Source organism: Winogradskyella sp. HB-48, from assembly GCF_049942685.1.
GTDB lineage: Bacteria > Bacteroidota > Bacteroidia > Flavobacteriales > Flavobacteriaceae > Winogradskyella.
Genome location: NZ_CP187934.1, coordinates 2,749,812 through 2,775,786 on the forward strand (window position 1 = coordinate 2,749,812; position 25,975 = coordinate 2,775,786).

Annotated in this window: 17 protein-coding genes; 1 reads left to right on the plus strand and 16 read right to left on the minus strand. The window is 34.9% G+C overall.

The window, feature by feature from the left end; translation table 11 throughout:
• The 5 genes from ACPX19_RS12450 to ACPX19_RS12470 all read right to left on the minus strand — a co-directional run bounded on the left by ACPX19_RS12450 (position 1) and on the right by ACPX19_RS12470 (position 14,486).
• Entirely contained in the window at positions 1-8,223 is an 8,223-nt protein-coding gene (locus ACPX19_RS12450) for a T9SS type B sorting domain-containing protein (RefSeq protein WP_426430332.1), read from the minus strand.
• 62 nt (positions 8,224-8,285) lie between these two features.
• Positions 8,286-10,886: a PorP/SprF family type IX secretion system membrane protein gene (locus tag ACPX19_RS12455; protein WP_426430333.1), complete on the minus strand. Its 2,601-nt coding sequence runs from the start codon at positions 10,884-10,886 to the stop codon at positions 8,286-8,288.
• Position 10,887: 1 nt separating this feature from the next.
• The gene (locus ACPX19_RS12460; RefSeq protein WP_426430334.1) at positions 10,888-12,357 is read right to left on the minus strand and encodes a gliding motility-associated C-terminal domain-containing protein; all 1,470 of its coding nucleotides are present in this window, start codon (positions 12,355-12,357) and stop codon (positions 10,888-10,890) included.
• A gap of 70 nt (positions 12,358-12,427) precedes the next feature.
• Positions 12,428-13,747 (minus strand): hypothetical protein, encoded by a 1,320-nt coding sequence (locus tag ACPX19_RS12465; protein ID WP_426430335.1) that lies wholly within the window; start codon positions 13,745-13,747, stop codon positions 12,428-12,430.
• Between the two features lie 268 nt (positions 13,748-14,015).
• Positions 14,016-14,486, minus strand: a complete 471-nt coding sequence (locus tag ACPX19_RS12470) for a hypothetical protein (protein WP_426430336.1) — start codon at positions 14,484-14,486, stop codon at positions 14,016-14,018.
• A gap of 426 nt (positions 14,487-14,912) precedes the next feature.
• Here ACPX19_RS12470 and ACPX19_RS12475 point away from each other — a divergent pair, with 426 nt between their 5' ends.
• Positions 14,913-15,500 carry a hypothetical protein gene (locus tag ACPX19_RS12475; RefSeq protein ID WP_426430337.1) on the plus strand — a complete coding sequence of 196 codons (588 nt, stop codon included), beginning with the start codon at positions 14,913-14,915 and terminating at the stop codon, positions 15,498-15,500.
• Between the two features lie 461 nt (positions 15,501-15,961).
• Here the strand turns inward: ACPX19_RS12475 and ACPX19_RS12480 are convergent, their stop codons facing one another.
• From ACPX19_RS12480 to ACPX19_RS12530, 11 genes are all read right to left on the minus strand, one after another.
• Positions 15,962-16,756: a hypothetical protein gene (locus ACPX19_RS12480; RefSeq protein ID WP_426430338.1), complete on the minus strand. Its 795-nt coding sequence runs from the start codon at positions 16,754-16,756 to the stop codon at positions 15,962-15,964.
• Between the two features lie 63 nt (positions 16,757-16,819).
• A complete protein-coding gene (locus ACPX19_RS12485; protein WP_426430339.1) occupies positions 16,820-17,035 on the minus strand; it encodes a hypothetical protein in 216 nt (71 codons plus the stop codon).
• A gap of 16 nt (positions 17,036-17,051) precedes the next feature.
• On the minus strand, positions 17,052-17,279 hold the full coding sequence (locus ACPX19_RS12490) for a hypothetical protein (protein WP_426430340.1): 228 nt from the start codon (positions 17,277-17,279) through the stop codon (positions 17,052-17,054).
• Positions 17,280-17,297: 18 nt separating this feature from the next.
• A complete protein-coding gene (locus tag ACPX19_RS12495) occupies positions 17,298-17,600 on the minus strand; it encodes a hypothetical protein (RefSeq protein WP_426430341.1) in 303 nt (100 codons plus the stop codon).
• Positions 17,601-17,745: 145 nt separating this feature from the next.
• On the minus strand, positions 17,746-18,756 hold the full coding sequence (locus tag ACPX19_RS12500; protein ID WP_426430342.1) for a cyclic GMP-AMP synthase DncV-like nucleotidyltransferase: 1,011 nt from the start codon (positions 18,754-18,756) through the stop codon (positions 17,746-17,748).
• 37 nt (positions 18,757-18,793) lie between these two features.
• The gene (locus ACPX19_RS12505) at positions 18,794-19,861 is read right to left on the minus strand and encodes a CBASS cGAMP-activated phospholipase (protein WP_426430343.1); all 1,068 of its coding nucleotides are present in this window, start codon (positions 19,859-19,861) and stop codon (positions 18,794-18,796) included.
• A 346-nt stretch (positions 19,862-20,207) separates the two neighbouring features.
• Positions 20,208-21,017, minus strand: a complete 810-nt coding sequence (locus ACPX19_RS12510) for a hypothetical protein (protein WP_426430344.1) — start codon at positions 21,015-21,017, stop codon at positions 20,208-20,210.
• 6 nt (positions 21,018-21,023) lie between these two features.
• Complete coding sequence (locus ACPX19_RS12515) at positions 21,024-22,130, minus strand: HBL/NHE enterotoxin family protein (RefSeq protein WP_426430345.1); 1,107 nt, start codon at positions 22,128-22,130, stop codon at positions 21,024-21,026.
• A gap of 24 nt (positions 22,131-22,154) precedes the next feature.
• The gene (locus ACPX19_RS12520; protein WP_426430346.1) at positions 22,155-23,243 is read right to left on the minus strand and encodes an HBL/NHE enterotoxin family protein; all 1,089 of its coding nucleotides are present in this window, start codon (positions 23,241-23,243) and stop codon (positions 22,155-22,157) included.
• Between the two features lie 247 nt (positions 23,244-23,490).
• The gene (locus tag ACPX19_RS12525; protein ID WP_426430347.1) at positions 23,491-24,261 is read right to left on the minus strand and encodes a LytR/AlgR family response regulator transcription factor; all 771 of its coding nucleotides are present in this window, start codon (positions 24,259-24,261) and stop codon (positions 23,491-23,493) included.
• A gap of 16 nt (positions 24,262-24,277) precedes the next feature.
• Complete coding sequence (locus ACPX19_RS12530) at positions 24,278-25,960, minus strand: tetratricopeptide repeat-containing sensor histidine kinase (RefSeq protein WP_426430348.1); 1,683 nt, start codon at positions 25,958-25,960, stop codon at positions 24,278-24,280.
• Between the last annotated feature and the right edge of the window lie 15 nt (positions 25,961-25,975).

The window sequence follows — 25,975 nt, forward strand, 5'->3', positions numbered from 1 at the left end:
TTATCTATACAGCGTAAAGTGGCCGACAAATTCTTTATTGACATTTGGGTCGTTAGTTTGTACAACAAACCAGTAGTCACCAGTAGGTAATTCGTGACCGTTGTATCTGCCATCCCAAACCTCACCAACTCTGTAGGTTGCTATTTTACGACCATAACGGTCAAAAATATCGAAGGTTAGGTTAGGGTAGTTGTCTACACAACCAGGAGCCCAAGTATCGTATTCGCCATCACCATTTGGTGTAAACCAGTTAGGTATACATGGTCCAACAAATTCCAGTTCAATTTCTGCCTCAGCAGTACATCCAGCGCTATCTGTCACAGTTATAACATATACACCTGTTTCTGTAATGGTGTATACATTTGTACTGCCATAGTTTTCATCATTCATAGTGAATGTATAATCGCCTGTTCCACCAGTAGCATTAGCAATAATTTCATTAAGGTTACCTTCAGCTAAGGTTAAAGTAACAGGTTCATAACCTTCAATATCAAATAGCTCTGTTCTTTGGATACAGCCATTAGTATGTCTTACGTCTATGTAATGTCCAGTTCCTACAGGTACATTTTCAAATACATTGCTTAATTGATAGTCACCACCATCCAAAGAATAATCAAATTCTGATAATTCTTCATCAGACACATCAAGTATTACGGTTACCATATTACTTTGTGAATTATTCTCACAGGTATACTCTAAATTAATTTCAGGATCAAAGACTATAGGTTCTGGGAAAGTAATGTTCCATTCAGATTCACAACCTTGTGCATCTCTAACATAAACGATGTGATCACCACCTTCAAGATTAGTAAAGTCAAATACGGTTTGTGTAGTACCTCCAGTAGTGTAAGGTCCTTCATAGCTATCAAGGCTTACGCTGTATGGTAAATTACCACCATCTATTTCGATACTAAACTCTCCATTGCCATCACCCTCACATAGTTCTGGGAAGAAAGCATCAGGTAATATGGTTATGATGACTGGCTCTGGATCTACGATTGTAAAATCGAACGTTAAGTAACAACCTAATTGATCTTGAACAATCATCGTGTAATCTCCAGCAGATAGATTTTCAAACGTATTCGTTTCAAAAAACTGGTTTAACTGTGGAGAAATCGCATACTGAATGGTTCCCGTTCCACCTGAAGCCGTTACGACAACCGAACCATTATCATTTCCAGCACAAGTGATGTTATTCACTTCGAGAGTGGCATCTAAAGCAGTAGAAGGCTCTGTAATTGATATTGGTGCAGACGTAACCTCACAATCTCCACTTTCTACCATTACTACATAATCACCTGCCACTAACTCAGTAAAATATCCAGGTGTGTTCTGTGTGGCATTTATATCATTTCCAGACGTATCCTGAAGTGTATAACTATAATCTCCTAATCCACCTTGGGCAGTGGCTAAAATTGATCCTGTATTGTCACCAGCACAATTAATGGTTGGATTAGAAGATTGTAGATTAATCACTAACTCAGGTAGTGGATCAACTGTAATATCATTGGATACGTTTGAGATACATCCATTAGCATCTCTCACATAGTAATTGTAAGTACCTTCAGAAACTGAAAATGTTATAGAGGAGGCAAAACTTCCTAAAACACTTGTAAAACTACTTGTACTACTATACTCATATGGTCCTGTTCCTCCAGAAGCACTTAACGTTAATGTAGATTCAGTTAAACAGGTTTGTGTTGTTGTTCTTACTAAATCAACATCGAGTGGACTAGGATTGGCAATTTCAATTTCAAGAGACGTCATTTCACAGTCAAATCCATCAGTAATAGTTACTGTGTATGTTCCAGCACCTAAATCATTAAAAACATTTGAAGTTTGCGGACCAGAAGAACTCACAACTGGCGAAATAGTATTTAAAGTATAAACATAATTACTGCCTTGTCCTCCAGAAACCATATCTACAGTTATACTTGCATTTTGATCACCAAAACAATCTAAAACAGTAGTACTTGGTGTGAATATTGCTGTAATTGGATCTGGCAAACTAAGGATTATTGTTTCAGAAGCAATACAACCTTCAGCATCTCTAACATTTACTGTGTATGTGCCTGCTGATAAATTTTCGAATACATTATTTGAAGAAAAAGCAACTGTAGCATCACCTGTTAATTCATATTCATAATTGCCCCAACCACCATCTGCAATAGCTGTTATCGTACCTTCACTATCAGTACATGTTACGTTTGAAGATTCAACCAAGCTTAAAGTTAAAGTCTCTTGCGGAGAACTTATAACCACAATTCCTGAATTAGAACAATATGGAAAATCTGTTTGAGTGATTACAACATCAAAACTACCTGCTTCCATACCTGTTACAGTTAATGGATTTGTAGAGGTATTGGCATTTACAATACCAGTGACAGATGTACCAAAGCTATCAAATACTTCATACGTATAAGCTCCGGTAAAGTTGGTGACATTGATTTCAAATGAACCTGTATTATCACCAAAACAGGTAACACTCTCTGAGGTTAATATGAACTGAGGTATTGTTGCTTCTGCTACTGAAATCGTAGTTTCAGAAGTACAAGACAATACAGTGTCAGTAATTGTTATTGTATAAATACCTGAAGGAACACCACTAAAAGTATTACCAGATAAACTTACAGAAGCTGGACTAGGAGAAATACTGTATGCATAAGAACCAGAACCACCAGAACCAGTTACTGTAATTTCACCGTCATCATTATTACAAGATGGTATCGAAGTAACATCTGCAACAATATCGATTGGTTCAGGAACATCAATAGTTACCAAATCAGAACAACCATTAGCATCTTGGATTTCTATGGTATGTGTACCTGCAAATATATTAGAAATCGTGAATGGTGCAGACTGTGTTTGAAATGCACCTCCATCTATACTAAAACTATATGGTGCTGTACTTGGTGTGTCTAAATTTACTACGATTTCATAATTACCATCTTGTAGCTCACAGGCATTAGTTACTGAAGCTGATATTTGAGGTGAAGCATCCATATCTACAATGGTAGCAGGACTTGTTACAATACAGCCATAAGCATCTAAAACATGAATGTAATAGGAACCAGCATCAACATTAAACACACTTGAAGCATCCCAACCAGCGTCAGTAGCTAGAGGAGCAGTAGCAGTAGTTGTGATTTGATATTGATATGGTGCCGTTCCATTTTGTCCTATCGCAGTAATAACACCAGAGTTTGGATTACAATTAGCATTCTGATCTACCAAAACCGTTAAATCTAAAGCTACAGGAGATTCAAGAATTTCGAATATTTGTGAAGCCGTTTCACATCCATTAAAAGAACCAGAACCATTTTCTGTAAACACTAAGTAATATTGACCAGGTGATAATGTTCCTGGGTTTGGAGTTGTAACCGTTTCTGGAGTACCAAATGTTACCGCAATAGTGTTTGGTCCATCTACCAATTGATTATCATAAGCTGAATAGATGGTGTAATCAACAGAAGTTGTTGTGCTATCAAAATTATCAATGGTAAACGTAACACTTCCATCAGAAGCACCAAGACAAGTCACGTTGTTAGGAGCCACAGTAGATGTAAGGGTAGAAGCAGGATCGATGGCAAAATCAGCAGATTTTACAAAATAACAATCTGTCACTAAATCATGAACAACAAAGGTGTAAACCACACCAGGAATTAAGTTGGTAAAAGTTCTTGTATCTCCTCCTGGCGTATCTGGTGGCAAATAACTTGATGTATAAGGAATGGTATTGAATTCTAAAATACCAAACTCATAACTACCACTTCCTACGGCTGATACAGCAGTAACTTCGGCAGTTCCTCCAGTTGTACAATCTGGCACAGAAATATTAACATTAATCAATAAATCTGATGGAGGAGAAGCCATAGTTATTTGTTGCGATAAACTACAACCATTAGCATCTACAACATTTACTGTGTAATTTCCGTAGTTAATAATATTGAATGTATGATCTTCATTTGAAGTCGCATTATATGGGTTGCCAGGAATAACATCTCCAAAGTTATTCGATATGAAATAGGTGAATGGTGCTGTACCTCCGGTAACATTTTCAACTGTAATAGAACCTAAGGAAGAACCTCCAGGGTTATTACAGGTAATATCCACTTTACTTAAATCAAAAGCAATCGGATCAGGTTCATTAAGTGATATTGTTTCAGTAGTTGAACATGAGTTGGCATCTGTTATCGTAATGGTATACGTACCAGCTGTTAATCCAGAAGTTTGCGTAACATAATTGGTTCCTGTCGTATCGTTATTCACATTAATAGTAAATGGAGGGGTACCTACGGTATCATCAATAGTAATACTAATAGCGCCATTGGCGTCACCATTACAAAGTATTGGTTGGCTTTCAACTACCGCACTAAATGCAGGAGGAGAAATAGGATTTACAGTAATTATACTTGATTCAGCAGTACAACCATTCGCATCGGTCACTTGGAATTGATAGGTTCCAGCAGTTGATGTATTGTATGTAAATGTTACTGCAGTACTTCCTAAAGAACTGTAAGGGGCACCATCGATAGAAACTTCATATGTAAATGGGGCAGTCCCAGTAACGGTTCCTGTTAATTCAGCGTCTGGAGTAGCAGTACAATCCAAAGTTTCTGTAAGTACGACATTAATAGTTGGGTTTGGAATTGGATCTATCGTATAAGATTCAGTGTAAATACAATCATTTTCATCTCTTACTTGAAACGTATAGGTGTCAGGTGCTAAACTTGTAAATACATTTGAAGTTTGATAAACTGTTACGGCAGAAGCTGGAGCAATAATTTGATATTCTAAAGTACCATTACCACCAACAACGTTAGATACAGAGACATCACTAGTTAATGCAGGACATATTACAGGAGTACTTGTAAAATCCATATCAGTAGGAGGATTCAAAGCATCAACAGTAATGTTGTTAGTAACAGCAGTACAAATATTAATATCTCTTATAGTAATTGTGTAAGTACCTTGAGTTAAACCAGTAAATACATTACTCGTTTGAAAATTGACACCATCAATACTGTATTCGTATGGTGGATTTCCACCAATTACACTCGTTACCGTAATTTCTCCCGCAGAGTCACAGGTAAATGGTGCGGATAATTCTGCAGTACCTGAAATCGCTGTATTTTCAATAATGGTTACTGTTTGCGGATTGGTCGTACAAACCGAAGGACCTGATGTATATTGTAATACAACATCATAATTTCCTGCTACTAATCCCGTAAACAATGATGCGCTAGAAAATGTAGCTCCTCCATCTATACTGTATTCTATAGAGTTACCATTTGGATTTGTAACATTTATAGTTATTGTACCAGTATCACCAGTACCTCCACACAGTATATCTGTAGATGTAACATTAAATTCAGGTTCAGGTATTTCATCTACTGAAATTGTTGTCGTTGCCGTACAGTTGTTAGAGTCAACCACAAGAATGTCAAAAGTGCCAGGTGATGTCACCACAATCTCAGGCACGGTTTGAAAATCGGTAGAACCATTTATAAAAAAGAAGTATGGTGGTGTGCCACCTTCAGGATAAATCGTTATTTCACCGTCAGTACAAGTAAGAGGTACTGTTACAGCTGCGGTAACAGTTAATAAAGGTGGCTCTACAATAGTGACTTCTTCAGAATACAAACAACCATTTTCTGTTTCTACGGTAGCTGTATACGTTCCTGGGTTCAAATTATCAAACGTATAAGTGTTTTCTAGTATTGGACCAACTGTATTGACAAGAGTTCCATTTTCACTTAGTGTGAAAGTATATTGAGGATCAACATCATTTGCTGCTAGTTGTATGCTTCCAAGTTCACCAAAACATAGCGGTTGAGAAATTGTAGAAGTTACTGTAAAATCACGCTCTCTAATCAAAACATCAGGAACACCAAAAATACATGGATTTGTTGGTACACCAATTTGTCTTACATAAACTGAATACGTTCCAGGAGTCGTTACTGTGAATACATTACTCGATTGATAATTAACACCATCAATACTAAACTCATAACCTGACGGTACATCATTAACCGTTATACTACCATTGGTAGTACAAATAATATCTGTTGAAACAACCGTTGGTACCAATAGATTTTGATATACGTTAAAATAGAACTGATTAAAACATCCACCAGGATAATTGATGGTTAATCGAAATTGCCCAGCAGTATTTGCCAAAAAGTCAGCACCTGTAGCCACTTCATTCCATGTACAGCCAGGATCTTCATTGGCACAATCTGGATTTGAAACCGCAGCACAACTAGATTCGTCTAATTGTTCCCAAATAATGGATATTGAATCTGAAATATTAGTTTCAATAAATCTTGAATCATCTGCACCACATAAGAAAATATTTGGTAGTAATTTACCGTCATTAGGACAGGTAACCACTTCATCTGCATAAGGAATTACTGGGTTTTCAATATCACCACCAAAAAGTTCAACCTCATAAATCTGTTCTATGGATTGACAAGGTGCTACTGCAATATTGAATGAATAATAGGTTCCAGTTGCATCAACTGTAATAGTTTGTGTAGTACCGATAACTGGTGTTCCTGTTGGACTTGTTGACCAAGAATAAGAATCATAGCCGTTAGCAGCTGTAAGCTCAACGGTATCGCCACAAAGAATGATTTCTTCAACAAATTCACAATCTAAATCTGCTAAGAAATTTGTTGCCTGAGGTGATAACAAACAACCTGTATTACTATTTAAACTTGGGTCATCTGTAATTTGGAATGTTGGATTAAAAAAGCCATTATAAGTTGCAAAGGCCTGGTTATTAATAATATTAGAACATGCATCAGCCAAGTCACCGCAGCTATTTACAACTTGTACTTCGATTCGTATCTCATAACGTGGGTCGTTTTCTTCAACAAGTGAATTATCAATATCAAAAACCAACTCTCTGGTAACAGGGTCATAGCTAGCTACGGTTACACCTGGCGGAAGAATTAAATCCGTAGGATGGTTATAAATTATATTGATTGGTAAAATATCTCTAATCTGAAAATTGGTAGCATTATCATTACCTACATTCTGAAAACCAATGACATAGTTTAATTGTGCACCAAGATCAACTAGTTGTCCACCAATATCATTACCGGCATCATCTTCCACAATTTTGGTAAGCACTATGTCTGGTTCAATGATTTCTACTGCAAAGGCAAAGAAGTAAGGGAAATACGTATCGCCACTAGTTTCTAATCGTATAGTACCAGAAGTAGCATCGTTGGCTATTACAGAGTTACCAGGATTTGGAATGGCAATAGTACCAGTATCAAATCCAAGCGTATTTGTACTATTTGGTACTCGGTTGGTCACAGGTGTAGCATCTAATCGTGTAACGGAACTATTAAAAAAGTTTGCCACTGGACGATCAGCTGTAGATAAACTTACACCATTCAATCGTAGCCTGTCACCTAGAATAGGACTATCACCTTCAAGCGTAGCAAAAGCAAAGTTTGCTCTTACAGGAGCAGGTGCAGGAACTGTTCTGAAGCCGCTAACTGGAATATCCAAATTTGGATTTCCACCTGGAACACTGATAGCACTAAATCCGTCAAAACTGGTAATAGATTTACCAGGAAGCGTAGGGTCTTCATATACAATGAATAGTGACCATCCTGCAGATTGACCTGTGCCGTTGTATGGATTAAAGTTTGCTGTTTCACCAACACCAGAAGACACATTTGCAACTGTATAAGTTCCAAGGTCAGCACCAGAACCAAAACTGGTTACAAAATCTGTAACATCTGCAAAACATGCATAGGAAAAACTATCTCCGCCATCTATTGTTGTACCATTAGCATCAAAAATCACAGTACCTGTTACATCTGTATACGCACCTGTTGGACCTTTAAGTTTTACTTCAGTGATTGGTTCGTTACCAGGATTAACGGCTCCCCAATATAAGCCTGCATAAATAATCTGATAACAATTAGGATTGGGTATTTCTAAATCCGCACTAGATGAACTAAACGTTGACGGATCACCATCAATGTCTATATATTGCATATCTACATTATGGTTGTAAACAGATCCATCGTTAAACGGATCGTTGTTAGGACCCAAAATATTATTCCCAATTAATACTATGTCTCCTTTTAAATCCTGATTAAATCTTGGTGTGAATGGCACATAATTTTGTGCATAACTGACCATGCCAAAGCATAGTACTATTATGATTATTAATGCTCTTGAAAAAGTAGGTTTTTTCATGATACTTGATTTTAATTCAACACATTTACTTGGGGCAAAGCACATGTGAAGAATGGCTTAACTTATTGGTTTTCTATTTTCACGAGGGACATTTTTACATTATATGGTCTATTTCCTTTATCTTCCATAGCCTTGTTGGCTGCGCTAATACTATCAAACTTACTGTAGTAAATGTAGTATTTACTTGTGTTGACATCGTAGAAGAAATCTACATTTGCGCGACCTGAAGCTACAACTTTAGTTAAAAATTCGTTTCTCTTATTTATATCGCTGTGTACAGCAATAATTAGATAATAACCACTCTCCGTGTTTTTAACATTTTTTAAAATCTGAATATTTTCACTTTGTTCTTGACCGAAGTCAAAATCATCAGAGGTGTATGGTGTATCAGGTGGTTTGGTTGTTCGTTTTATATTTTGAAGCATGGCTCTATCCTGCGCATATCTATCTTGCTCATTGTCGTAAGCTGCACGTTTAATACGTCTTCTCTTTTCAAACTCAGTAGCTTCCTTAATTAATTCTAATCTATTATTGAGTTGTATTCTTAATGTTTTAGCTTCTGCTTGCTTAAGTTTCAAATCTTCTATTTTCTTTCTATAGAATAAGTTTACTTCATCGAGTTTAGTTGTCTTATAACGCTCTTCATAAAGTGTATTTAAAGAATCTATTTTCTCAGTTTGTGATTTAATTACTTCATCTAAATCAGACTTTATAGCATTAAGCTTATTGTTTTCTTCTGTTACACTTTTAAATGGTTTTGGCTGAACAGCTATACCTTGATCACTTAAATCATTTTCTTCTTTTAAATCTTTTAAGTCTTCGTCTTTAATATTTACGATTTTTTCAAACTCTTCTAATAGTGTGTTCTGTTGCGCACTAGATGATTCCGCATCCTTAGTGAGAGAGGCTATGGTTTTACCTATTTCATCTTTTGGGTTTTCTACTAATTCTTCCTTCGCCTTTTTATCTGCTTCTTCTTGTGCAATTCTTTCCGATTCCGCTTTAGCTTGTTGTTCAGCTAATAGTCTTGCTTCTTCAGCAGCTTTTTCTTTAGCTTCAGCCTCTTCTCGAGCTTTTCTTTCTGCTTCTTCCTTAGCTTGTTGCTCAGCTAGCAATCTAGCTTTTTCAGCAGCTTCTTCACGTGCTTTCTGTTCTGCAAGTTGTTGTGCCTTGGCTCTTGCATCGGCCTCTTCTTTAGCCTTTTGTTCTGCTAATAGTTTTGCTTTAGCTTCGGCCTCTTCTTGAGCTTTTCTTTCTGCTTCTTCCTTAGTTTGTTGCTCAGCTAGTAATCGAGTTTTTTCAGCAGCTTCCTCACGTGCTTTCTGCTCTGCAAGTTGTTGCGCCTTAGCTCTTGCATCGGCTTCTTCTTTTGCCTTTTGTTCTGCCAATAGCCTTGCTTTAGCTTCGGCCTCTTCTTTGGCTTTTCTTTCAGCTTCTTCCTTGGCTTGTTGCTCAGCTAGTAATCGAGCTTTTTCTGCAGCTTCTTCGCGAGCAAGTTTCTCTTTAGCTTCGCGTTCGGCTTTTTCTTCGGCAAGTTGTTTTGCTTTCTCTTTTGCTTCAGCTAGTGCATTGACTTCTGCCTCTTTCTTGGCTTCTTCTTCAGCTTCTTTATCTAATTTAGCCTGAGCTCTACGTTCAGCAGCACGCTCTCTTATACCTGCTAATTCTTCTTCTGAAGCCTCTACGATAGGTTTTTTACGCTTTTTAGTGAATAATCCACTGACTTCTTCGTCACCACTGTAGTCATATTTCTTTTTAGTAATGAATCTATAAGCCAATGTAACTTCATGTGAAGAGCCAAACTCAACTAATTCACCAATCGACTTTTCAATGTTATATTCTAAAGCAATATTCTTGGTAACATTTAAACCTAATCCGCCAGATACACCATATCTATTATTATAACCTACCTGAAACCATATACCTTTAGGAACACTCAAAGTTACTAATCCTGATATAAGCGTTTCGTCCTTTCTGAACTCTGACATAAGTATACCAGAGAATTTGGTATCCTCAAAAAAGCCTCGACCATTAAAAAAACCTGTATGCATTACGTGGGCTTGTATCCCTTGTTTTGGATCATCTTCAATCATGGAAGATGTTTCAATATTATATAATACTAAATTGTTTATTGAAATACCAAAATCTAAAAACTCAGTTCCGTAATTGATACCTGGATTTACAGTAAGAAGGAAGTTTTCAGGAACATTCTGTAAAGAAGGGTCATCAAAGTTTGTGACAATATTAGATGTATTTATACCACTTTTATAGGCAGCAGCATTAAGTCCGAAGGTTAAATTGCTATTTGTATTTAACTTAACGTTGTATGCGAAGTTTAATAAACCACCAAATGTAGTTAAGACTCCATAGTTTTGCTGAAATGCTGCGATACCTGCACCAATATTCTCAGAAAAACGACCAGAATAGCTTCCTAAAAACATCTCTGGTGCATTATCAAACTGAACCCACTGTCTTTTATTATTAAAACTAATGTATTTATTCTGTTCTCTAACAAAAGTGAAAGTAGGGTTGATGTTATAACGGTTAAAAACCAAAGAGTTTCTTATTGGTAAATCAAAAGAAACAACTCCATCATCTTGTTGAGAAAATGCCATTTGCATGGTTAGGGTCAATATGAATAGTATCAATAGATGTGTTTTCATGCTACTTGACTATAGTTATTGATCCTTTTTTTACATTGCCTTCTACTGGTGTTATGATATAGTAGAAAACTTGATTGACACTAGTAAGATTTAAATCATCTTCTGGCCAATTATTTTGATAATCTAAGGTTTGAAAAACGACTTTGCCTTGTTCGTTTAATATCATTACCTCAGTATTTGTTCCTGTTGTATATTGTAATGGAATAACCCAAGTATCGTTGATTAAATCACCATTAGGGCTAATAACATTTGGAATATTTGGCACATCTGGAAAAGGGTCTAATCCACGCTCTATCACAAAATCATAAGTTCTTGAACCATTACAGCCAGCGGTTTCAGAAATTACGACACTGTAGTTTCCAATTTCTGTCGCATCATAGTAATCTTCTGTAGCTCCAGCAATAGCTTCATTATTTAAATACCATGTAAATTCTGGGCTAACAGCATCAGTTGTAACTTCTATTGTTAATGTTTCTCCATCTATAAGATAATTAACGTCGTCTACGTTTATTTCACTATTAAAAAGTTCACTTACTAAATCAATAGTACCAATGGCAGAACACTCTCCTAAATCTACCTGAACTGAAAACGTACCAGACTCATCTGTTTGGTACATTTGGCTTGTGGCATTAGGAATTTCAACTCCATCTTTAAACCATTGATAACTATTACCACCAACTGTACTTAGTGTCGTTAGACCTTGTTCTGGACAGTAAGGATTTCCTAAACTTGAGGCTATGGTAACATCGGCTTCACCAGAAGTACTCACTTCACTTATAGTCACTCGATTAGAAAATGAGTTAGATGTACATGTGCCATAGTTTGTTTCTACAAAGTATGTTCCTTCTTGATCAACCAATAAGGAAGACCCTTCAGCAACAAAAACAGAAGTTGTAGGGCCAGTTTCTTTATACCAATTAAAGGTAAGAGAAGGGTAGTTGAGTGGGGAATCGTTGTTTCCTGTTCCTGGATTATCTATTGTTAATAGGTAGCTTCCGCCAGTACAATAAGCTCCTGTTGAAACTAAATTATTAATTGTAAAAGGTGAATCCTGAAGCTTGTAATATGCAGCAAAAGGAACAGAAGGTGTACTAGTCGCTGCAGGAGAACTACTTTTAATTCTAATTCTATAATTTTCGCCAGCTGTAGTTTCAGGAATAGAGAAGTCTACTATAGCAGGTGAGGATGTAATCCAACCTGGAGAAGATGTATAAACAACTCCAGCGTTAGTGAAACTTCCATCAGCATCAGATAATTCTACTGTAAATTGATTTGAAGGATTTAAACCTGTAGTTGGCGAAAATACAAATGTTGCACTATAGGTATTAAAGGAATCACTAGCACAAGCCTGACTAAAACCTAGATTAGGTTGTCCAATAACTATTTGTGCCTCAATTGTTTCTTGTGAAAATAAAACAACAACGAAGCAGAGGGAGATAAGCAGTTTATTTAGTTTAGTAGTTTGAGGCATATGCTTATTGTAATTTTTAATCTATAGGCTTTAGGTATTAAGATATTAATCAGTAATTAATTGTTGAAAATTAATCATCATCATCGTCATCAATAAAATCATTAGAAGCAATGATTCTATTTACTTGCAGTCTAAAATCAGGATTTCTATTATCGGATGCAGCAATAAAGGTTTCTTTGTCAGAACCTTTAGCATAAAGATTGCTGAAGGCTCTACTTCCGTACCAGCTTTCTAAGTCATCATTATTAGTATATCCTTTTCTGTATATATTTCCCTTACAATTATTAAAGTAGGTTTTAGTGAATTGTATTTTTTCAAGATTTTCGTTGTTAAGCTTTATTTGATCATCTAAAATGACAGCAGGATAAAAGCCTGAAATTACACTCTTATTAATTGCGAAAGATGTATCAGCACCAACATAAATGGCCTCTTGTACAAGACCAACCTGTATGTCTGATTTAATATCATCAGAAACATTAACTAAGGTTAAGTTTTCTGCATTTACAAATGTTTGTCTTTTGGAAATGTCTGATTCTTCTTTGTTGTCATAAGATTTAACAACCATACATCTAGAGCCATTTGCACTAGATACATAAGGTGATCTTATGGCTAACGAATTGATTAATTGGCACTGTGTACCAAAATTAAATTCGTAATCATTTGCTTTTGAGCGGTAAGACACTAATTTTTCTAATATTACAGAACCACCAAGAACATTAAATGAGTTACCAGCACAATAGCTTACCATCACATTCTCAACAACTGTTTTATTTCCAACACCTGCTAAGGTTAACGCATTGAAATAGCCGTAATTTTTAGTTCTTTTACCAGCAAATTCTATTCTTACATATTTTAACTCACCAGAATCACTTTCTGAATTATTACCACCATAAGCAATATGATCTGTTGAAGAAGGTTTTAATCCATAATTAAGTGAGGCTAATTGTCCATATGTATTTAGTGATGCATCCCCTAAAAGAAATATACCTCCCCAATCTCCAGCTTTTTTAGTATCTCTACTAGATGTAAATATTATTGGATCTGTTTGGGTACCATTTGCAATTAGTTTTGCCCCTTTACTAATGATTAATGAGGCTTTAGAATCAAAATCTCCAAGGATTTTAGTTCCTGGCTCAATGGTTAATGTAGCACTGTCGGTTACAAACACATCACCTACAAGAAGATAAACATCTCTCTTCAGTAATTTGGTGTCTTTAGAAATCTTGCCACTCAAGATCTGAGTAGGCTCGCCATACTCTGATTGGCTAGGTTTAAACTCTGTCCATGAATTTAACCAATTGTCATAGCCAACTATTCCTTTTTCCTGTTGTGCAAAACAGTTGCTTAATACTAATAGAAAAATAAGCGCGGTTTGAATAAAATTTTTCATAGTAGTTAAATTTGTTAATTTGGGTTTTAAAGTAATTTTTCAACTAATTGCCTCAAACATAGGAATTAATCCTATGAAATACAAGAAAATATCGTTGAAATACATAATTTTAATACATTATTATTATTTTTCCTACAAAATTAATGTTTTTTCTGTGCTTTAACTCAATAATATTTAACTAATTGAATATCAATAAATTGATATAAAACTATATTAAATAAAAAACCTCGCATAATTGCGAGGTTAAAAACATGAAATTGATTATAGACTAATCCTCTTTGAAATCGTTATATGTATGTAATGCTTTTAAAGTAGATTCGTAGAATAAAATCGCCGCAATGAGATCATTGGTATCTGAATAGGGTAGGATCTTAGTCTGAAACTCTACAGTACTTTCAAAATAATCATCAGAGGCTTCTTTATTATCTTCTAAAGCTTTTTTATTTTCCTTGGTTTCAGGAATACCTAATGACTTCATTGTTACACCAGGTTTAGTTGCAAAGGCAATATTTGGTAATATATTTACAATAACTTCTATACGTTCTATATACAGTGTTAATAATTCACCCTTAGACATTTCGTCTAGTTGTTCTCTACTGTGGTATTTAGATATGTTTACTTTACCACTGATAATACTAACTGAGTTATCATCCTTCTTTTTAGTAGCTGAATCTTGGGCGTTTCCAAAACCTATTATAAGGAAAAATAGAGCACTAAATAAAGTAAGTTGTGTTTTCATATTTATAGTTTTGATTTGGACTAACAGTGACAAATCTATACAAAATAATCACAAAAACAACTTATTTTAGCCTTTTTTCTTGAAAAAATTTTAACACTTTAAATGCATATTTCATGGATAAACTACGTATTTACTGGATTAAGTGCATATTTTGCCGACAAAATACATAGTATAATTTTAACACTTTTCAATACAAATATTGAATAAAAAAAAGACGGTTTTTTCGTTTTTTTCTAAATATCGAGTCAGAAATACAGATCCGTTTTCATAAAAAAATACTTCCAACAACATGAAAATATTGATGTATTTCATCGTTGATTTATGCATTTGTTTACACTTTATCGCAAAATTGTTGCAATCATATGATTTTTAAGGTACTACAAATATTTTGAAGCAAATTTGACGGAACCCAAATCATTATTCGTCATGAAAAATCTAATCGTAGCCTTTTGTTTGATTTGTTTTTATAGTGCATATAATCCTAGTTATGCACAAGAAAGCCCAATATACGATAGAGCAGAGGACCAACTGACAAACACAGACACTATTCCAGATTTTAGATCTAAGATCAATAAATTAAAATTAACAGGTGTTATCTATCAAAGTGATGGTGTAACTCCTGCAAAAGATGTAATTCTTTTTATAGAACAGCCAGACGAGAATGGTGATTTTGATTTAAGAAATACTGGTGACCAACGCTATGTATTTCACAGAAGTTGGGTTAAAACAGATGCTGATGGTAGATATACCTTTTTTACATTTATACCTGGTAATGACAGACGTTACAACCAAATGCAGCAGATATTTCCAATAATTAAAGAGGTCTCTAAAGCAGAGGTACAATTAGAATCTTTATTATTTGATGAAGACCCAATGCTTACCAAGCGTTGCAGAAAGCAATTAGTGAAGAACGGAAATACATCACGTATCCTTACGACTAAAAAAGAAGATGGAATACTGGTTGCTGTAAAAGATATTGTATTACCAGCAGACCATACCGAACCAATAAAATAAAGTCAACATATCTATTAATTTATCCCTTAGAACCTGATTCATGTTGATCAGGTTTTTTTATGTCTTAATTTTACTAACTATTATAATTAATTCTTAACTATATATAACTCTAACAGAGTGCAAGTTATAAAAATACTATTTTACATAATGTAAATTATAGGACAATTGTATATTTTGGATATTTAGAGGTTGTATTGGGCTTAAGTGTTTTATAATGCTCTGTTTGGTGTGTTATGATATCTACCCGAATGGTATACGTCGTTTATTTGAAGTAAACATGGATTAGACATGGATTAGACATGGATTAGACATGAAGTAAATACGGGTGAACCTCTTGTTTGGTATTTTGATACTGTGGTTATTTTGTTAATGGTTCTCGATACAAAATGCTTGCAGCATTTTACTCGAACTGACATAGTGTTATTGTTTTTACTCGAACTGACGTGGGGTTTATATATTTTTTAGATTATGGCGATGCATTGCATGGCTTTTGGTGTTTTGTAGGCTGTGAAGCTGTTGTTTAGTTCTTTTAGGTATGTGATGCCTAGCCAGACCGTAATGGCTATTGTGCTTGGTATGTTGGTACTGTTGGGTATTTGTAGTTGTAGGTTTAGATTTGTTTGGGGTATTTTACATACTATTGGTTGGGTTTGGGTTGTTGTGCCAATAGCGTTTTGCTGTGGGTTTACTGCTGTGTATGTGTTGGTGTTTGGTTGCCACTGATAGGCTGATACGCTACTTAGTGCTGCTGTGAGCTGGTAATGTGTGGCGTTTTTTGGGATTTGTTTGAGGTGGTTTTTGCTGCTTTTTGGTATGCTAATGGTTATTGTTGTGCGGTTGCTATTGGCTGTTACTTTTGGTTTTGCGCTGTATATGTAGTGTAATGGTATGTCTTTATTGAGTTGAAAGCCGATTAAGGCTGTTGGTGCATTGTGTAGGTTTGCCTCTCTTTGACCGAGGCTACCACTCCCCTTTTGTATGATTTTGCGGCAGGCACCTGTTAAACGGCTTGCCATATAAGTGTCTTTGAACTGTTTGGCGGTATTGCCTAAGCCTTGCCTTATGGCTTTTGAGAGTTTTGATGCTACTGCAAACTCTTGGTTGTTGGATTTTACGTTTGCAAAAGCGGGATCGTTGTTAATGCGTTCTTTTGATGGGCCAGTTGCTTTACGTACAATGTATTGCCCGTTGAGCATGTAATAGCACATGCCGTTTAATGTGCCTGTGAATTTTATAACCCCTTTTTGTTTAGGCATTGGTTTTGAGTTGGTTAACCCTTACAAAGTAGTGAAAAAAGTTTAGAATCAGTTATTATGTTTTTACTTAACTTTTGATATAGAAGTTTTTATATAAAATAAATCATCATCAATCTCCATGACCTCAGGGTGCTCTAAAATAATGTCAATATCTCTATTATCACCATCAGCTTTTAAAATTATTTGCTTTATAAAGGCTTTATTAATTGTTTGTAATTGTTCCATAAACATTCCATGCTTAATAAGCATGATATATGCATTTATATCTTCTCTTTTCATTAATTATACTTTTAGTCTATTGAATTGAATCCCATATTGAGTCACATATAAACCTTGATTGTTTTTCGTCTGCAACATCTGTAATATAAAAATGTTGAGTTTTACCAAGATGATGGGCAAAAATATAGTGCATTTCTTCTGGTGTACCATCAATTATCAACTCTTCTAAATGGACCTGTTTATCCAAAAGCGGCTTTAGTTGCTCTTGTTGTTTTTTTCCAATTGGTATTCCTCTTATAAACATAACATATTATTTATTCAATTATTTACTTGTATTATGTGGTACAAATGGATGTTCCCATTTACCTGTAATTAAATAGAGTTCGTAATACACGAACCATTCGAGTGTCCATGGTATAATTGTATCAAAAACATGATGTTTTATGTAATTCCATTGAAAATCATCTGTTTTTGGATGATATAGACAGAGGTTCTTTTCTTTTGGAAACATATGTATATCATCATGATATTCAATTTCTGGTTCTATCACGTATACTTTTGGTGCATTTAGGCCATCATAAACTAATTCTATGCTGTATTCTTTAGAATAATCAGTTGGTTTCACTTTTCCTGTGCAGATTAGCTTATTTTGTTTTATTGTGCATTTTAGAAATTTGTAATTTGATTCAATGAGTTTTTTCTCCCTAATAAGAATATTTCTTAATGGCAGATTTTGCTGACGTGATTTGAATCTATTTTTATGAAATTTCTTAACCGCCATAGTTTGTGTGTGGTTTGTTTTTTACCCCTGTATTTTCTGAAGTTATAGCTCCAGAGCTTTGAGAATATGCAGTACCAGACAATACTCTCTCCGAAATTGCTTTTAAAGCTACCTCTTTAGCATCTACATCTTCATCTTCTCCTAGAGGAAAATTACTTCCTAAATGTTTACGCCAAAGCCTGCTAGCTTTAAGTTGATTTGGCTCATTGTCAACTGCTTTTTTAGCATCTTCTATAAAATCATCAAGGTTAGAAAGAAAATTGTTTTTTCTAGTATCATCAAAGTTTTCAAACAAATCGTCGCCTGGTGTAGCTGGCACAATGCACTCAAAATCTGCATCAAGTGTTTCTTGAATTTTTATTAGAGTATTTTTAAGTGCAATATCATCCCTGTCATTAGTTTGTATGTTATTAGCAGCTAGAATAGTCATTGCTAAACCACTAGGCATTTTATTTCTTTTGTAATCACCCCAACCTTTTAAATATTTTACAAGCCTATTGAGTTGTGCGTTTTTAGCTTTTTCAGCTTCGTACCATTTCACTACTTCTTTAGGGTCGCTTTCTTCAAATCCATTATTTTTAACAGCTAGAGAAGGATGGTTATCATCTTCCGGAAAGATGTATACCGGAAAATCTATATGGTAATCGCCTTGATAAATAACCCTTAAACATTTTGCACGATGTTCAACAGGAGTATTAGTTGAACCGTCAAGCGCATCTTTTACCCATTTTTGAAGTGTTGTAGCCGTTACATCTGTTTCTCTTTTAAAATACACACCATCGTCCAAATCACATTCGTCATCTTTAGTTAGAATAGTTGTGCCCATTTTATAAGAGCCTTGAATATAAAATTCTGGTTTATACTCAGGATGCTTTTCTTTAAAATGCTTACGAATTCTATTGCGAAGTACTTCCTTTGAGTCTTTAAGTTTATCTTTTTTCTTTTTTGGTATGTTTAAATTATTATCATAATCTAAAAACAGTTTATTACAATTTGCCATATTTTTTTTCTTTTTATTTTTAGTTTTATTATTTTTTTTAAGCAACAGGTACGCTGCTGCTACAAAAGGTATCCAATACATATTTTCCCTCTGTTTGAAATATTCTGACTGCCTTTTGAGACAGCATTTTTAATTTATTAGGATTAGTTTCGTCCATCTTTACTTTAAAATTGTGATTAAATTCTAAATCGATACGTTTGTAGAGAAAATCATCATTAAACTGATGTAGAATATTAACCGAATTATGCACCAACTGAGCTTGACTTTGCATAAAAAGTTCAAATATTCTTTTCTTTTTTAACCATACCCAATACATTACAGACCACATTTTTTTAGTTTTAGCTTCCTCGTACTTATATTGTCCTGTTCCTAATGATAGTAATTGAATATTATCCAACTTTTGCTCTAACCTTGTTGTGGCTTCAATAATTCCCAGCATACTAGGATTATTTGCATAAACTCCGCCATCTACTTTATTAGAAAAATCTTCAATTGTATCTGAATCTATACGTTTAAACCTATTTGAATATGCATTAAAATATGTAGGTGCGGCAGAAGTTGCCATAGCTGCCATATACATAGGGATGTGCTTATCTAAAATTAAGTCGCTAGTGTGTGGTGTTTTTAAAACTTGTGTACCACCATCTACCAAACTATAGGTTGGAATTAATAATTTTACTTTATTAAGCGCATCATTAATTCTTGGATCTTCATCCGTGTCATGGTACTTTTTAAAGATGTCTCTTATAAGTTTTTCTAAAGGTTTATTGTTGTAAAATGGTTTTTTTACAATATTCCAGTTGCCACTACCAAAAATGGTTTTTGCATTGTCTTGATATAGCTTTAAAATTTCTTTAGCAGGAATGCCTAAAGATAATGCCAATGCTATGATACCACCTGTTGAGGTACCACAAATTAAGTCGAAATGCTTATGTGTTTGCCCTTCGCCAATTTCTTCTTCTAAAGAGGCTAAAAACTTGGCTGGAAAAATACCTTTTATGCCACCACCATCTATACTTAATATTTTAAACTTAGATTCTACTATTTTTTTCATGATAAGGTTCTGAGTTTCAACAGTTGTGCCAGTTAAAAAAAATGTAATCATAAGTTGTGTTTTCTGTCATTATTACAATAAATCTTGAGTTTAATTGCCATAATGTCATGTAATTAAAAGTTTATTTAAAAGATTTTCGCTTTGTACTAGCATTATAAAGTAATCTTTTCTTGCTTTTAATTTCTTCTAAACTCTTCAATCACTTGTACATCTACTCGTGCAGCTATCTGCGTTTTTATAATTGTCTGAGCTATGTTTCTGGAAAAGAATGAGTATTTCTCTAAACTATTAAGCATAAAAAAAGCATTCCTTAACAGAATGCTTTTTCTTCTTTACCAATATTTTACAGCAGGTATTGCGCTGGTGTTAGATCTTTAAAAACAATAAATAGACACATCTAAGATGCATCAGATTCTAATGATTGACATTCGTGCAATGCTGTTGTAACCAGTAATATAGCATTTTGCCCATTAGCATTATTAAGATCATCTATTACATTTTGTAGATTGCTTTGCAAAAATCCTACTGCATTCTTTATGTTAGACACTTGTGTAACCCCTTTGGTAAATGTACTGATAAGCGTATCTATGTTAGCAACTAATTGCTTTATAGTACTTATTTGGACTTCTAGCTGACTCACTTGAGCATTAAAGCTATTCGCTTTTTTAGTCCATGATGCAATCATTCCTATCGCTATTCCTAGACCAATAAGTCCAAGGGGTCCCAGTGCTAAAAAATAGTATTTACGGCTTGTATAATAGTCTGCCTGTTTTTTTGCATCTTCAGCTTTACTTTGAAGACCAACCATTTCATTGTTTAATGCATTCTCATTGGTGCTTAACTGAGACGACAGACTTAAAATTTGTACTTTTGTTGCCATAATTTGATCCGCTGAAGCTGAGATTGCTGCATCTAGTGTGGTTGCATCAGCATTGACTTTACTTACAATAGGTAATGCACCAGATGTATCACCAGAATTTAATTTGCTTAGTGCTGTATTGAGTTCGTCAATAGCTGGCTTAGTAAAGTCTAAGGTTTGTGATTGTATAGACTTTAGCTTGTCTATATCTGATTGTATTAGGTCTTCTGCAGATTTTTGAATAGTGACACAAGCTGGTGGTAAATTTAACACGGCAGCCAATTGCTTTATCAGATTCCCTAGGTTAGTTATTAACTGGGATAATAAATTTGATGTATTTGATTCCATGATATTTTAGTTTAAATGTTGTTTAATGAATTCTCTAATTGTTTCCTGGTGCGGTAATGTTTCTGTTTTTACACCAGCCATTTGCTGTTTAATAACATCTATCTCACTTTGAAGTGTTTTGATATCTGTATTGGCTTCGGTTAAAAACATTTTTCTTGCATCACCACTACTTATGATTCCCTCTTGTAAATCATTTATGAGATTTTCTAAATCTTCACCTATAATTTCCCAAGCATTTTCCATTGCATTAGCAGCAAGTACAGAATTTGCAACTTGTTTGCTGAGTTGTGTGTAAGCGCCACTAATTCCGGCAACTAATTTTACTTCTGCCTTAAGTGAGGACTCTTCTTGTAATAATTTTGCTTTCTGATTATAAGCATTTACTAAAGTGATAATACTACCTACTTCAGCTCCTACTCCAGCAACTATAGCAACTACTCCTCCGATTACAAGCTCAGGATTGGTGCCAGCGGTAACAAAATCGGCGACTGCACCAACAACAATCATAAAGACACCTCCTAATATGGCCAAACCTTCGAAAACAGTTGTTGTAATGGCACCTGCAATCTCATGATCTATACTAGACAGCTCAGATGTTATATGGTCTAATTCCCCATTATCTCCATTGACCAAATCGTTGAGTTTACTAACCACTAATTTAAAATCACCTGCATCGCTGCTTATATTCTTACTAAAATCCTCTAACTTACTCTTAAGAAGAGTTGCATCTCTTTTATTTCTTTCTGAAACCTGTTTTACGGCTGCTAGTGATTGTATCCATTGTTCACTTGTTGATCCTGGTGGAAGTGAAACAGCTACACTTTTGTAAATGGAAAAATAGTTGTCTAAATTAGCTACAGCTGTTATTATTTTGGGCTGTATGCTATTTAGATAAGTATTAGAATGTGTTCTGCAATTATTCAAACTATCGTTGATAGTATTTTCAATATCCTTTAAGTTGGGTTCTGCTGAAAAGTCTACATGAGGTTGCATAAGCACGCTATTGCAATAACCTTGAATTAGCATACCTTCTGATATCTGTTGTTTTAATGCTATTTGAACCGCTTTAAGTGATTTACTCTTAATAGCTGGTTTATTAATTGAATTATTCATAATGATAAATTTTTAGATGAATTATTAAGCTGCAACTCTGTTCTCGGCTTCGGTTACAATAAATTTCCCAAGCTTCTCACCATTTGTGTTCTTAATAAGATCCACTCCTGCCATTTGTGCTTTAATAGTCTGGATATCCGTCATGATAGTTGGTACTGAATTATTAGCTGCTGCCAACCATAGTGTTCGTAAATCGTCAGCGTTTGTAATACCATTTTGAAGATCAGTTGCCATATTATCTAAGTCACTACCTAGGCTTCCCCAAGCATTTTTCATTTGTGATGCTGCTGTCATTGCATTTTGAGCCTCGCCTTTAAGCTTGTTATATGCACTGCTAACACCAAGAGCAAGGTTAACTTCTGCAGTTAAAGTTGATCTTCTTTGAAGCATGTCTGACTTTTCCGCATATAGGTTTTTAAGCGTTATGGCTGAAGCCACCTCACCACCTATACCAATTGCCAACACAGCTACTCCACCGACAATTAGTGGTGTAGTGGTCCCTGCTGTAACAAAATCTGCTATAGCACCAACTGCAATCATAAATACACCACCTACTATTGCAAGACCACTAAGGGCGGTTCCTGCGATTGCACCAGCTATCTGTGAGTCTACTGTGCTTAAATCTGAATTTATTTGATCTAATACACCATTATCACCATTTACAGCTGCATTTAAATTGCTTACTGTTGAAGAGAAAGATGCTGCATCATCTCCAAGTTGAGAATTTAAAGTAGATAGAGAATTAACTACATTATGGCTTAGCGTTGCATAATTTGTTGTCTCTGTCTTTAACGCTCTTAAGGCGTTTAACCATGCATCTATAGAACTACCTGGTGGGAGTGCTATCGGAACTGCATTAAATGTTTGGTAATAATTGTGAATATTGCTAATATTGGTTACAATACTGGGCTGAATATTGTTAAGATAATTATTAGCATGTCCTTTGGCAGCAGTTAGTCCATCGTTAATTTCTTTCTGATACTTTTTCAGGTTATCAAAATCACCAAAATTTACAGCTTGCTGAACTAATACACTGTTACAGTACGATTGTAGTACCATTCCCTGTGACACCTGACTTTTAGCAGGATTTAATGTCGGATCTTTTTTAATCATAATTTTTAAATTTTAAAAAGTTTTTGCTCCAAAATTGGAATGCATTATAACTAAGTTCTTAACTGGGATTTCATAAAGCACAAGTCACCTAATAGCCCATGGTGGAAGTTCTCATGATGTAACAAACTTGATAAAACAAAATATTTAAGTGAAAAAAAATGCGTGAATGAACCGATACCTTATGCGAACGGTTAGAAAACTTGATTAAATCAAATTTTAAGTATGTGAGTTGAAACTAAAAGTAATGTTAGATGGTCTTAAAATGCCTGAAGACTTCATCTTTATGGGCTTTGCTTACAGGAATCTTTTCGTTTTCAATAAACAAAAGGTTGCCTTCATAACCTACTACGGAATTTAAGTTAATGACATAGCTACGATGCACTCTCATAAAGCGTTTTGTTGGTAGTTGTTCTTCAATTTTATTGAGTCCTACGGAATAGACAAACCGGTCTGTTTTGGTATAGACGCTGCAATAGTTGCTATCCGCTTTTAAGAATAGGATTTCTCGCAATGGAACACGCTCAAAGTGCTGGTTCTTTTTTAGAAACAGGCTGTCCTTAATATTGAGTACCTGGTTATCATTAGGCTCAAAAGTGGTTTTTTGGGAAATTTCTTCTTGAGATGCTTTAACTGCAAAGTTTTTTAGTGCAAGTTCTATTGCGATGCAAACCTGACGTTCGTTAAAGGGTTTGAGTAGATATGCATGTGGCTTCACACTTTTAGCACGTTCAAAGATGTAACTATCGGCATGAGAGGTTAAAAACAAAAATGGAACTTGATGTTTTTGGTTGATGAAACGTGCGAGCTCTATACCGTCAAATTCCCCTTTTATAACAATATCTATGAGAACCATATCAATGTCACCGTGACTTTCTAAAAAGTCAAGGGCTTTTTTTGCTGTATCTGCAATACCTACAACTTCATAATTATTATCGCTTAGCTTGTTGGCTATGTCGTTGGCTAGTAGGATTTCGTCCTCTACTATAAGCAGTTTTACTTTTGTGCTTGTATTGGTCATGGTATGGCTAAGGTAATTAATCCGCGCTTATTTTTATTTTCCAGTGTGTGCCTTTGGTATTAAATCGTTCTATACTGCCGTCTAATTGATTGATTAAAGACTGTATGAGTTTGAGTCCGAAGGAATTCTTTTTATCCACTTGTTTTTCTGCAAAGCCAATTCCGTTATCGCTGATGTCTATTTCAAGTTGATGCTCTACTTCCTTAAGTTGTATTCTTAATGATGGCGATGCAATGTCTTTGTAGGCATACTTTAAGGAATTGATTACAATTTCGTTGATGATTAAAGCCAATGGAATGGCTTTGTCTATAGATATGCTAGAATGATCGATATTGAATTTTGGTTTAAAGGCTACATTATAGCCATGAAACAATCCGAGAACTAATTCCTCTATATATTCTCTAAGTGCAATTTTTGTTTCCGCTCCTTCCTGATACAGTTTTCTATGTACCAGCGATAGTGCTTCTACCCTATTCTTTCCTGCAATTAAAGCTTCTTGTGCTGGATGACCAGTGAGTTGATGACTTTGAAGACTTAACAGACTAGATATCATCTGGAGGTTGTTTTTAACGCGATGGTTTAATTCTTTTAATAATAAGGCTTTTTCCTGCTCACGTTTTTCTATCACCGTGTTTTGTTCGGCAATGTGCAGATTTACTTTTTTAATCGCTCTATTACTTCTAAAAAGCAACAATGCCAATACACTAATACACAACACACCTATGGCAAGTAATATCATTTGGTTGCGCTGATTGGTGGTTATGGTGTTTAGGAGACTAATTTCGGACTCGCGCTTGCCAATTTCGTAGTTGGCTTTAAGCTGTTCTATTTTTTGTATTGATGCTTTATTTACCAGACTGTCTTGGTATATCCTATTGACCTCTAGATATTCCAATGCTTTACCATATTTGTTTTGAGTTTTGTAGAAGTCGGTTAGGTTTCTACTAAAGTCCCTGATTTGTTCTTTAAGCCCTGCTTTGTGAGCCATTTCATAGGCTTGGAGTAACTTAGATCCTGCAAGACTGTCTTTAGACGTTTTCGCATAGATTTGTCCAAGTTCAGCCAAATACACTGAGGTTGAATACTCATCACCTAAGGGTTCCAATATTGTAATGGCTTCCTTAAGATGTTGTTCCGCTTTATCATACTGCTTTTGAGCGTGTAATACCATCCCTAAATTACCAAGCGAATAGCCTTGAACAATTGTATTATTCGTGGATTCATTTTTAAGTAAGGTTTTATTAAAATAGTAGGCAGCACTGTCTAATTTATTGGCTAAACGGTAAGCCTCACCCAGATTGAGCTGGGTTAAAATAAGATTGCCTTTTTCATCGGATATATTGTAAATACTTTCAGCGTTTTTTAAGTACCTAATTGCTGAAGTGTAGTCTTCATCGCTTATAGAATTACTACCCAATTGAACGTATGAAGCGGCTGTCCTTTCTTTTAAACCCAATGAATCAAATATCTTTAAGGCATTTAGTGAAGCTTCAATTGATTTTGAGTTGTTACCTAGACGTCGTTCAATGTGGCTTATCTCTTCCAATGCCTCAGCTTGCAAAATAGGGTTATTGATTTCTCTGGCAATAGCTAGAGCAAGTTTAGAAGATATTAAAGACGAGTCTACATCATTGAAATAATACGCTCTAAGAATTAATGTTTGTGATTTTTCAGTTTTGGATATTGATTTTTTCTTCAAAACTTTTCCTAAACT

What these genes read in the sequence shown, in the direction of transcription:
- ACPX19_RS12450 (WP_426430332.1), bottom strand. Translation starts at nt 8,223, where the DNA reads ATGAAAAAACCTACTTTTTCAAGAGCATTAATAATCATAATAGTACTA.
- ACPX19_RS12455 (WP_426430333.1), bottom strand. Translation starts at nt 10,886, where the DNA reads ATGAAAACACATCTATTGATACTATTCATATTGACCCTAACCATGCAA.
- ACPX19_RS12460 (WP_426430334.1), bottom strand. Translation starts at nt 12,357, where the DNA reads ATGCCTCAAACTACTAAACTAAATAAACTGCTTATCTCCCTCTGCTTC.
- ACPX19_RS12465 (WP_426430335.1), bottom strand. Translation starts at nt 13,747, where the DNA reads ATGAAAAATTTTATTCAAACCGCGCTTATTTTTCTATTAGTATTAAGC.
- ACPX19_RS12470 (WP_426430336.1), bottom strand. Translation starts at nt 14,486, where the DNA reads ATGAAAACACAACTTACTTTATTTAGTGCTCTATTTTTCCTTATAATA.
- ACPX19_RS12475 (WP_426430337.1), top strand. Translation starts at nt 14,913, where the DNA reads ATGAAAAATCTAATCGTAGCCTTTTGTTTGATTTGTTTTTATAGTGCA.
- ACPX19_RS12480 (WP_426430338.1), bottom strand. Translation starts at nt 16,756, where the DNA reads ATGCCTAAACAAAAAGGGGTTATAAAATTCACAGGCACATTAAACGGC.
- ACPX19_RS12485 (WP_426430339.1), bottom strand. Translation starts at nt 17,035, where the DNA reads ATGAAAAGAGAAGATATAAATGCATATATCATGCTTATTAAGCATGGA.
- ACPX19_RS12490 (WP_426430340.1), bottom strand. Translation starts at nt 17,279, where the DNA reads ATGTTTATAAGAGGAATACCAATTGGAAAAAAACAACAAGAGCAACTA.
- ACPX19_RS12500 (WP_426430342.1), bottom strand. Translation starts at nt 18,756, where the DNA reads ATGGCAAATTGTAATAAACTGTTTTTAGATTATGATAATAATTTAAAC.
- ACPX19_RS12505 (WP_426430343.1), bottom strand. Translation starts at nt 19,861, where the DNA reads ATGATTACATTTTTTTTAACTGGCACAACTGTTGAAACTCAGAACCTT.
- ACPX19_RS12510 (WP_426430344.1), bottom strand. Translation starts at nt 21,017, where the DNA reads ATGGAATCAAATACATCAAATTTATTATCCCAGTTAATAACTAACCTA.
- ACPX19_RS12515 (WP_426430345.1), bottom strand. Translation starts at nt 22,130, where the DNA reads ATGAATAATTCAATTAATAAACCAGCTATTAAGAGTAAATCACTTAAA.
- ACPX19_RS12520 (WP_426430346.1), bottom strand. Translation starts at nt 23,243, where the DNA reads ATGATTAAAAAAGATCCGACATTAAATCCTGCTAAAAGTCAGGTGTCA.
- ACPX19_RS12525 (WP_426430347.1), bottom strand. Translation starts at nt 24,261, where the DNA reads ATGACCAATACAAGCACAAAAGTAAAACTGCTTATAGTAGAGGACGAA.